The organism is Actinomadura sp. GC306 (assembly GCF_004348665.1).
Taxonomy (GTDB): Bacteria; Actinomycetota; Actinomycetes; order Streptosporangiales; family Streptosporangiaceae; genus Spirillospora.
This window is the reverse complement of record NZ_SMKM01000273.1, coordinates 1-8975: the sequence shown is the minus strand read 5'-3', so window position 1 is coordinate 8975 and position 8975 is coordinate 1. Positions and strand designations below refer to the sequence as shown.

Annotated in this window: 6 protein-coding genes; 3 read left to right on the top strand and 3 right to left on the bottom strand. The window is 72.9% G+C overall.

Annotated features, from left to right (window positions below; translation table 11 throughout):
* Window positions 1–77 precede the first annotated feature (77 nt).
* Window positions 78–1796: a sulfatase-like hydrolase/transferase gene (locus tag E1200_RS27615; RefSeq protein WP_207933567.1), complete on the top strand. Its 1719-nt coding sequence runs from the start codon at window positions 78–80 to the stop codon at window positions 1794–1796.
* A 105-nt stretch (window positions 1797–1901) separates the two neighbouring features.
* On the opposite strand, the gene E1200_RS27610 is transcribed toward E1200_RS27615, so the two are convergent.
* Both E1200_RS27610 and E1200_RS27605 read right to left on the bottom strand, forming a co-directional pair.
* Window positions 1902–3434: an FAD-dependent monooxygenase gene (locus tag E1200_RS27610; RefSeq protein ID WP_131955004.1), complete on the bottom strand. Its 1533-nt coding sequence runs from the start codon at window positions 3432–3434 to the stop codon at window positions 1902–1904.
* 1 nt (window position 3435) lies between these two features.
* Entirely contained in the window at window positions 3436–3927 is a 492-nt protein-coding gene (locus E1200_RS27605) for an inorganic diphosphatase (RefSeq protein WP_131955003.1), read from the bottom strand.
* Between the two features lie 160 nt (window positions 3928–4087).
* Here E1200_RS27605 and E1200_RS27600 point away from each other — a divergent pair, with 160 nt between their 5' ends.
* Window positions 4088–4927: an LLM class F420-dependent oxidoreductase gene (locus E1200_RS27600; protein ID WP_131955002.1), complete on the top strand. Its 840-nt coding sequence runs from the start codon at window positions 4088–4090 to the stop codon at window positions 4925–4927.
* A gap of 80 nt (window positions 4928–5007) precedes the next feature.
* On the opposite strand, the gene E1200_RS27595 is transcribed toward E1200_RS27600, so the two are convergent.
* Complete coding sequence (locus E1200_RS27595) at window positions 5008–6519, bottom strand: M28 family metallopeptidase (protein WP_131955001.1); 1512 nt, start codon at window positions 6517–6519, stop codon at window positions 5008–5010.
* 477 nt (window positions 6520–6996) lie between these two features.
* Between E1200_RS27595 and E1200_RS27590 the strand changes: the two genes are divergently transcribed.
* Window positions 6997–8975, top strand: a 1979-nt coding sequence (locus E1200_RS27590; RefSeq protein ID WP_131955000.1) for a sensor histidine kinase, incomplete at its 3' end; no start/stop codon positions are given.

Here is an 8975-nt window from a genome sequence, read left to right as displayed (position 1 = left end):
ACGTTGAACCGGGCGCCGCCCGTTGCGCGTGCTGGAGGTGTCGCGTCTGCGGCGGGGGGACCGGACCAGGGGAGGGCGTGCTGACCACCGATAGCCGCATGGAGCGGGTGAACGACGAGGGCTCCGCCGGCGGGCCCGCGCCGGCGGAGGCCGGGCCGCAGGAGGCCGGGCCGCAGGAGCCGGGCAGGGGCCGGCGGTGGCGCCGGATCGCGGGCCGGGCCTGCACCGCGGCGGCCTTCCTGTTCGTGCTGTCGGCGCTCGTGGCACCGGCCGAGTTCACCGCCCTGACCCCGGCCGCGTTCGCGCGGATCCCGGTCGAGGCCCTCGCCGGCGTCGCGGTGATCCTAGCCGTGCCGGCGCGGGCGCGGCGGTACGTCGCCGGGGCCGCGGGCGCCGCGCTGGGGCTGCTGCTCGTCCTGAAGGTCATGGACATCGGCTTCGGGGCCGTGATGTTCCGGCCGTTCGACCTCGTGCTCGACTGGCCGCTGCTCGGTCCCGCCGTCGAGTTCGTCGAGAAGTCGTCCGGCCGGACGGGCGCGATCGGCGTGCTGGTCCTCGTGGTGGCGCTGGCCGCGGCCGTGGCCGTGCTCATGTCGCTGTCGGTGCTGCGGCTGAGCCGAGCGGCCGTCCGGCACCGCGTCGCGGCGGTGCGCGCCACCGCCGCGCTCACCGCCGTGTGGGTGCTGTGCGCGGTGCTCGGGGTCCAGGTCGGTGACGGGCTGCCGGTCGCGTCCAGGAGCACCGCCGTCCTCGCCTACGACCACACGGCACAGGTCCGCTCCAGCCTGCGCGACGGGGAGGAGTTCGCCAGGGCCGCCGCCGTCGACGCCTTCCGCGACACGCCCCCGGACACGTTGCTGGCGGGGCTGCGCGGCAAGGACGTCGTCCTGGCCTTCGTGGAGAGCTACGGACGCTCGGCGCTGGAGCACCCCGAGTACGCCGCGCAGATCGGCGGCGTCCTGGACGCGGGCACACGCCGCCTGGACGAGGCCGGGTTCTCGTCGCAGAGCGGATGGCTGACCTCCCCCACCACGGGCGGCGGGAGCTGGCTCGCGCACGCCACCCTGCTGTCGGGCCTCTGGGTCGACAACGAGCAGCGCTACCGCACCCTCGTCAACAGCGACCGCTTCACCCTCAACCACGCGTTCCAGCGGGCCGGCTCCCGCACGGTCGCGCTCATGCCGGCCATCACCCGGACCTGGCCGGAGGGCGGGTTCTTCGGCTACGACAAGGTGTACGACAGCCGCAACGTCGGCTACCGGGGGCCGCGCTTCGCGTTCGCGACGATGCCCGACCAGTACACGCTGTCGGTCCTGCAGCGCAACGAGCTCGCGGGCGACGACCGCGCCCCCGTGATGGCGGAGGCCGCGCTGGTGTCGAGCCATGCGCCGTGGGCGGCCATCCCCCGCCAGGTCCCGTGGGACCAGGTCGGCGACGGCTCGGTCTTCCAGGGCATGGGCGCGGGGGACGACGCGCCGTGGCCCCCGCCGGACGAGATCCGCGGCGAGTACCGCAAGTCCGTCGAGTACACGCTGAACACGCTGATCTCCTACATGGAGACCTACGGCGACGACGACACCGTGCTCGTGTTCCTCGGCGACCACCAGCCGTCCCCGGTCCTCGCCGGCGAGGGCGCGAGCCGGGACGTGCCGGTCACGGTCGTCGCCAAGGACGACGCGGTGCTGGAGAAGATCTCCGGCTGGGGATGGCAGGACGGCCTCAAGCCCGCGAAGAACGGTCCCGTCTGGCCGATGCACGCGTTTCGGGACCGTTTCCTCACGGCTTTCGGCGGTTGACGGGATCGGCGAGACGGCACGCCGGGCATGATCGACCTCCTGAACGGTCTCCTGCCGACTACTACCGCCGGGACCCCGCGAACGGTTGCCCGCCCTCGGCGCGGGTCAGCGGCCGCAGGCGCGGTGCAGGGCGTCCGCCACCGGGCCGGGGGCGGCGGACGGGAGGACGGCGGCGAGATGGCCGTCCGGACGGACGACGTGGACGGTGTCCGGCCCGGCCCGCAGAGCCTCCCGGAGCACGCCGTCGGTGTCGATGTCGTCCAGCGCGTGGACCGTGTGGGGGACGCCGGCCGGCAGCCGCAGCGGCCGGCGCTGCGCGGTCAGGACGACGAAGCCGGTGCCGAACAGGCGGCGCAGCCGGGTGCGCTCGCCGGCGACCGTGCACGGGCCGTCCGGGCAGAGGACGCCGGGCACGGGCGGGCGGGCCGCCCCCGGTTCGCGGGGGAAGCCGCCGAGCGGGCCGGACGGGGTGGTCAGCGGCGAGTCCAGGTACCAGAACGGCTCGGCCAGCTTGCCCGAGTCGATGATCGTGCGGGGGTCGGGGTGCGTGCGGGCCCGCTCCAGGGACTCCAGCCGGTGGGCGCGCTGCTCCGGCGTCTGCGGGACGAGGAACTCCATCGTCCGGGTGGTGACGCGGAGGTTCTCCAGCGCGGCGGCGCGCCGCTCCGCGTCGTAGGACGCGAGCAGGCTCGCGGGCGCGAGGCCCCGCCGGACGAAGGCCAGCTTCCAGGCGAGGTTCTCGGCGTCCTGGATGCCGGAGTTCAGGCCGCGGGCGCCGAAGGGCGCGAACAGGTGCGCGGCGTCGCCGGCGAGGAACGCGCGCCCGGTCCCGAACGCCTCGGCGCACCGCTCGTGGAACCGGTACACGGTCGCCCAGACGAGCTCGTACGGGAGGTCGCCGATTATCTTCCGGATGCGGGCGTCCAGCGCCCCGGAGGCGCGTTCGGCGTCGAGGTCGATGCCGGGCGCGACCTGCCAGTCGATCCGCCAGGTGCCGTCCGGGCACTGGTGGACGAGGACCTGCCGCCCCGGGTTCCACTCCGGATCGAAGTGGAACCGGCGCTCGCTCGGGAACGGCAGCTCGGCGCGGACGTCGCAGATGAGGAACCGGTCGGTGAACGTCCGGCCGGGGAAGCCGATGCCGAGCAGCTTCCGGACGGCGCTGTGGCAGCCGTCCGCGCCGACCAGGTGGCTGCCCCGCACGGTGGCGCCCGCGTCGGCCTCGACGCCTCGCTCGTCCTGCCGGACGCCGCGCACCGCATGCCCGTACCGGACGTCGATCAGCGGTTCGGCGGCGGCGAGGTCGCGCAGGTACCCCTCCACCTCGGCCTGGGAGATGTTGATCCAGGGCGGGACCGCGCCGGGTCCGGTGCCGGGGAAGGTGACCGAGAACAGCTCGTCGCCGCGGTGGTAGGTGCGGCCGGTCGTCCACGTGACCCCGCGGGCGAGCATCCGCTCGGCGCAGCCGGTGCGGTCGAGCACGTCGAGGACGTCCCGCTGGAAGCAGATGGCCCGGGACCCGGACGGGTTGCGGCGCCCGGCGGCCTCCAGCACCGTGCTCGGGACGCCGTGCCGCGCCAGCAGCAGCGCGGTGACCAGGCCGACCGGCCCGGCGCCCGCGACCACGACCGGCTCCATGTCACGTCTTGGACGTCTCGCGTGCGCGCTGGGCGGCCTGGGTGATGGTCTGGTCGGCGACCTGGCGGTCCTGCCAGCCGCGCACGTCCGAGCTCTTGAGCGGCTCCAGGTTCTTGTAGATGTCGAAGAAGTGGGCGATCTCGTTGCGGACGTGCTCGTGGACGTCGTCCAGGTCGCGGATCTGCGCGTACCGCACGTCCGTGGCCGGGACGCTCAGGATCTTGGCGTCGGGGCCGCCCTCGTCGTGCATCCAGAACACGCCGACGCTGCGGACGGTGATCTCGCAGCCGGGGAAGGTGGGCTCCTCCAGCAGCACCATCACGTCCAGCGGGTCGCCGTCCTCGGCGATGGTGTCCGGGATGTAGCCGTAGTCGACCGGGTACTGCGTCGAGGTGAACAGCATCCGGTCCAGCCGGATGCGGCCGATCCGGTGGTCCATCTCGTACTTGTTGCGCGATCCCTTGGGGATCTCGACGACCATCTCGATCTCCATGCGTGCCTCCCCAGCAGTCCTGTACCCAGCGGCGGGGACACGTGATCGTACCGGCGCGCCCCAATGGCCGGCGGCGGGAGACGGGGCCGGCCGGTCATGCGTTTCGTCCTGGCACCGGGGAACGGGGCACGAAACGACCGGACGGCGCGTTGGGAGCGACATGACCAAGATCGAGCTGGGACGTCTCGGGATCTGGCGCCCGTGGAACGAACTCGACCCGGAGCTGGCGAAGGACGTCGAGGACCTCGGCTACGGCACGATATGGATCGGCGGCTCCCCCCGCGGGGACATGAAGGTGGCCGAGCGGCTGCTGGCCGCGACCGACCGCATCGTGATCGCCACCGGGATCGTGAACATGTGGACCACGCCCGCCGAGGAGGTCGCCGAGTCCTACCACCGGCTCACCGACGCCTACGGCGGCCGGTTCCTGCTCGGCGCCGGCATCGGCCACCCCGAGGCGACGCAGGAGTACCGCAGCCCGTACGAGACGATCGTCCGGTACCTCGACCGGCTCGATGCGGCGAAGGTGCCGGTGGAGCGGCGAGTGCTCGCCGCGCTGGGGCCGCGGGTGCTGCGGCTGTCGGCCGAGCGCGCCGCGGGGGCGCACCCGTACCTGACGACGCCCGAGCACACGCGGCTGGCGCGGGAGACGCTGGGCGACGGCCCGCTCCTCGCCCCCGACCAGAAGGTCGTGCTCGGCACCGATCCCGAGGCGGCCCGCGCGCTGGCCCGGGAGAAGATCTTCTTCTACTTCCGGCTCCGCAACTACGTCGCCAACTGGAAGCGGCTCGGCTTCACCGACGAGGACGTCGCCGGGGAGGGCAGCGACGCGATCATCGACGCGCTGGTCGCGCACGGCGACGCGGCGGCGGTGGCCGCGCGGCTGTCCGCCCATCTGGACGCGGGCGCCGACCAGGTGGCCGTCCAGGTGCTGGCCGAGCAGGGCGCGGACCCGCGGCCCGCGCTGCGCGCCATCGCGGAGGCGCTCCCGGCGCGCTGAGCCTGACGCCGGCACGCCGGAAAAAGGAGAGGGACGCGCCCGCCTCCGGGCGCGTCCCTCGGGTGTCACCGCTCAGCCGGTCACCGGGTCGCGTGGTGACCGATCACGCTGGGCGCCGCCTGCAGCTTGAGCTGCGCCCGCTGCCGGACGAGCTCGTTGCCGTTCACGGTCAGCGTGCTGTACGCGAACTTCTGGGTGACCGCCGCCGCGGCGTCGATCATCTGGTCGAAGCCCTTGAGGTCCACGTTGTCGAGGTCGTCGCACGCCGCGTGGTAGCACGGGTCGTAGGCGACCCCCGCCGTCCCGCCGTACGTCGCCGCCTGCTCGGGCGTCTTGATGCCCTCGGCGCCGGTGAACAGGCCGCCGGCCGGGATGCCGACGTTGATGAAGGCGTTGTAGTCCGACCGCCCGTTGAACGGCGTCGGGTCGCTGGCGAGCCCGCGCGAGGCGAAGTGGTCGGTGAACGCCTTCTCGATCGCGCCGGAGCCGGCGGGCGACTCGATCGGGTTCTGCCCCTCGCTGTTGTCGCCGTCGTAGACGAACCGCACGAAGTTCGGCGAGCCGATCATGTCGAAGTTGAGGTTCAGCGCGATCTTGTTCCGCTCGGCCTCGGACAGGCTGTCCACGTAGTACTGGGAGCCGATCAGGCCCTCTTCCTCGGCGTTCCAGAACGCGAACCGCACGGTGTTGCGGACCTTCGGACCGAGCTTGTGGATCTGCTTGGCCATCTCCAGCAGCGCCGCGATGCCCGAGCCGTTGTCGTTGATGCCGGCGCCCTCGGCGACGCTGTCGAGGTGGGCGCCGAGGACGACCACGTTGTCCTTCTTGCCGCGGCGCGTGTCGGCTATGACGTTGGACGCCCGCCGCTCCTCCGTGAAGGTGTCGGTCTTGATGCGCAGCGTGACCCCGCCGTCCTGCGCCTGCCGGACGAGGTCGGTACCGACGGCGTTGGTCGGGCCGATGACCGGGACGCCGTACGGCGCCGCCAGCGTGCCCGCGACCGGGCCGGGCTGGCCGGGGAGCTGGTAGATCGCGACGGCGGAGGCGCCGGCCGCGACGGCGTGGTCGGTCTTGAGGGCGAAGGTGCAGCCGCCGCGCTGGATCAGCGCGATGTTGCCCGCGGGGAAGCCCGCGAAGTCGTCGGCCTCGCACCCGCTGCCGACCCCGGTCGCGCCGGAGTCCACCGGGGTCGCGGCGGCGGTGACGTCGCCGGCGCCGGAGTACTGCATCGTCGCGAAGTCCTCGCCGGGCGCGAAGGCGTTCTGCTCGGGCGCGGTCTGCTCGAAGACCGGTTCTGACAGTTCCTGCCAGAAGTCGAACGAGAACTCCTGGATCGTCGGCTTGTATCCGGCCCTTTTCAGTTGGTCCGCGATGTACTTCACGGTGATCTCACTGCCCGGCTGCCCGGCGGCCCGGTTGCCGCCGTTGGCGTCCGCGATCTTCTGCAGGTTCTTCTGGTGATGGCGGACGTTCTTCAGCTTGACGAGCTTGGCCAACTGGGATGGCGTCGGCTTCGCCTGGGCCGGTACCGCCGCCACGGTCGTGGTGGCGAGGGAAAGGCCCAGGAGTGCCGCCAGCGCGGCTTTGCGCATGACCCTGTCTCCGATCTTGGGGGACGAGCATCCGAATCCTGGCATAAGCCTTTTCTGGCCACAAGACGCCCGGGTGTGCGGGGCGGCCCCATTGACCGCGCCCCTTCCGCCCTTTACCAAGATCGATAAGTGCGGCCTCCGGTTGGCCCGGCCGGGCCAATGCCGCGGCCACCTGCATGATCACCCGGAACGCGGCCATTGGCGGCCCCGCAGATCATCGACGGCGCGGCAGTTCGGCGGAATGGCCGCGTCCGGTCCGGGCGGGGGCCCGCAGAGGGGGTGCGGTGTCCCGGCGTACTGGGACAAAAAGCCCGACCAGAAAGGGGTAGGTACCCCTGGCCTCGGAGTAAGGGACTAAGTATGCTGCCCAGACTTTGGCCGTGGTGGGGACCGACGGGGAGCGACTAGGTGGCACGACGCGAGCAGGTACACGAGTCTCATAGGAGGCCCCGCACACGTCCGATCGGACGGCGGATCATGCCGCTCCTGGCGATCCCGCTCGTGTCGCTCATGGTCCTGTGGGCCTTCTCGGCCGTCCCCGCGGTCAGCGAGGCGCTGCGGCAGAACCGGTACGCGGCCGACTACGACCGCGCCGGCGACCCCGCCAGGTTCGCGATGCAGGCGGTCCAGGCGGAACGCGCCGCCGCGGTCGCCGTGCTGACGTCGGAGTCCGCGGCGGCCGCGCAGAAGTTCACGGAGATCACCGCCAAGACCGACCAGGTCACGGGCGCCTTCCGCAGCGCGGCGCTGTCCCCCGAGGCCGTCTCGAACATGGACGCCGAGGCCGAGCAGCGGATGCGCAGCGCCACCGGGCAATTCGACCGCCTCGCCGAGGTCCGCTCGCGAATCGGCGCGCGGAACATCTCCGTGCTGGACGCGATCAACACCTACAGCAGCGTCTTCGATAACACGGCGCGGCTGCTCAGCACGCTGGTAACGCTGGAGGACGTCACCGTCTTCTCGCAGAACAAGGGCGTCCTGTACCTGTTCTGGTCGCACGACTTCATGCTCCGCGAGACCCTGCTGCTCTCCAGCCTGCGCGGCCGGCTGAAGCCCGACGAGCGCGCCGCCTTCGCCGCGTGGGCGGGCGGCCGCGGCAACCTGTTCGACCTCGGCGAGATCCAGCTCAGCGGCCGAGCCGCGCAGACCGCCCGCGACCTCGTGGAATCCTCCGCCTACGGCGGCTACGAGGCGCTGGAGAGGTCCGTCGTGCAGCAGGGCGCGGCTCCGGATCCGCAGCGCTGGCAGACCGTCACCACGGCGGCCGGGCAGGTCTGGCTCGGCGCGGTCATCAAGGCCAGCGACGAGATCCGGCAGGACGACGTCGAGCCCGCCGACCGGCGGATCTGGCTGCGGGTCTACCTCACCGGCGGCGTGGGGCTGCTCACCGTCATCGCGTCCATCGCGCTGTCGCTGCTGTTCGCCCGCCGCCTCGCCCACGAGCTCAGGCGGCTGCAGCGGTCGGCGCAGGAGCTGGCCAACGAGCGGCTGCCGCGCGTCGTCGCGCGCCTGCGGCGCGGCGAGCACGTGGACCTGGAGGCCGAGACGCCCCGCCCGGAGACCGGGCAGACCCGCGAGGTCGCCCTGGTGGGCGAGGCGCTCGACACCGTCCAGCGGACGGCCATCAGCACGGCGATCGGCGAGGCCGACCTGCGCGCGAGCATCAACCGCGTCTTCATCAACCTGTCGTGGCGCAGCCAGTCGCTGCTGCACCGGCAGCTGCGCCTGCTGGACCAGATGGAGCGCCGCGCGTCCAGCCCCGAGGAGCTCGACGACCTGTTCCGCCTCGACCACCTCACGACCCGCATGCGGCGGCACGCCGAGGGCCTGGTCATCCTGGCGGGGTCGCCGACCGTGCGGGCCTGGGACCACCCCGTCGCCGCCGAGGACGTCGTCCGCGCCGCGATCGCCGAGGTGGAGGACTACACCCGCGTCGAGGTGACCGGCGCCTCCTCGGCCGCCGTCACCGGCGGCGTGGTCGCCGACGTCATCCACCTGCTCGCCGAGCTGATCGAGAACGCCGCCGCGTTCTCCCCGCCGACCACCGAGGTCACGGTCAAGGTGGAGAGCGTCGCCAACGGGCTCGCGGTCGAGGTCGTCGACCGCGGCATCGGCCTGGCCGCCGAGGAGCGCGAGGAGCTGAACCGGCGGCTCGCCAGCTCCGCCGAGTTCGACCTCGCCGACACCGAGCGGCTCGGGCTGTTCGTCGTCGCGCGGCTGGCGGCGCGGCACGGCATCAAGGTGTCGCTGCAGCCGTCGGTGTACGGGGGCACCACGGCCGTCGTGCTCATCCCGCACACGCTGGTGGTCGTGGACGAGGAGTGGCGGCTCGACGGCGCCGGGGAGCTGGAGCCGCAGGGCGCCGGCGCGGCGGCGGGCGGCGGCGCGCCGCGCCTCGGCCGCCCGGCGCGCCCGGCGCTGCCGCCGGCTCCGCACGCCCAGCCGCCGCCCGCCTT

What these genes read in the sequence shown, in the direction of transcription:
- E1200_RS27595 (WP_131955001.1), bottom strand. Translation starts at nt 6,519, where the DNA reads ATGCGCAAAGCCGCGCTGGCGGCACTCCTGGGCCTTTCCCTCGCCACC.
- E1200_RS27600 (WP_131955002.1), top strand. Translation starts at nt 4,088, where the DNA reads ATGACCAAGATCGAGCTGGGACGTCTCGGGATCTGGCGCCCGTGGAAC.
- E1200_RS27610 (WP_131955004.1), bottom strand. Translation starts at nt 3,434, where the DNA reads ATGGAGCCGGTCGTGGTCGCGGGCGCCGGGCCGGTCGGCCTGGTCACC.
- E1200_RS27605 (WP_131955003.1), bottom strand. Translation starts at nt 3,927, where the DNA reads ATGGAGATCGAGATGGTCGTCGAGATCCCCAAGGGATCGCGCAACAAG.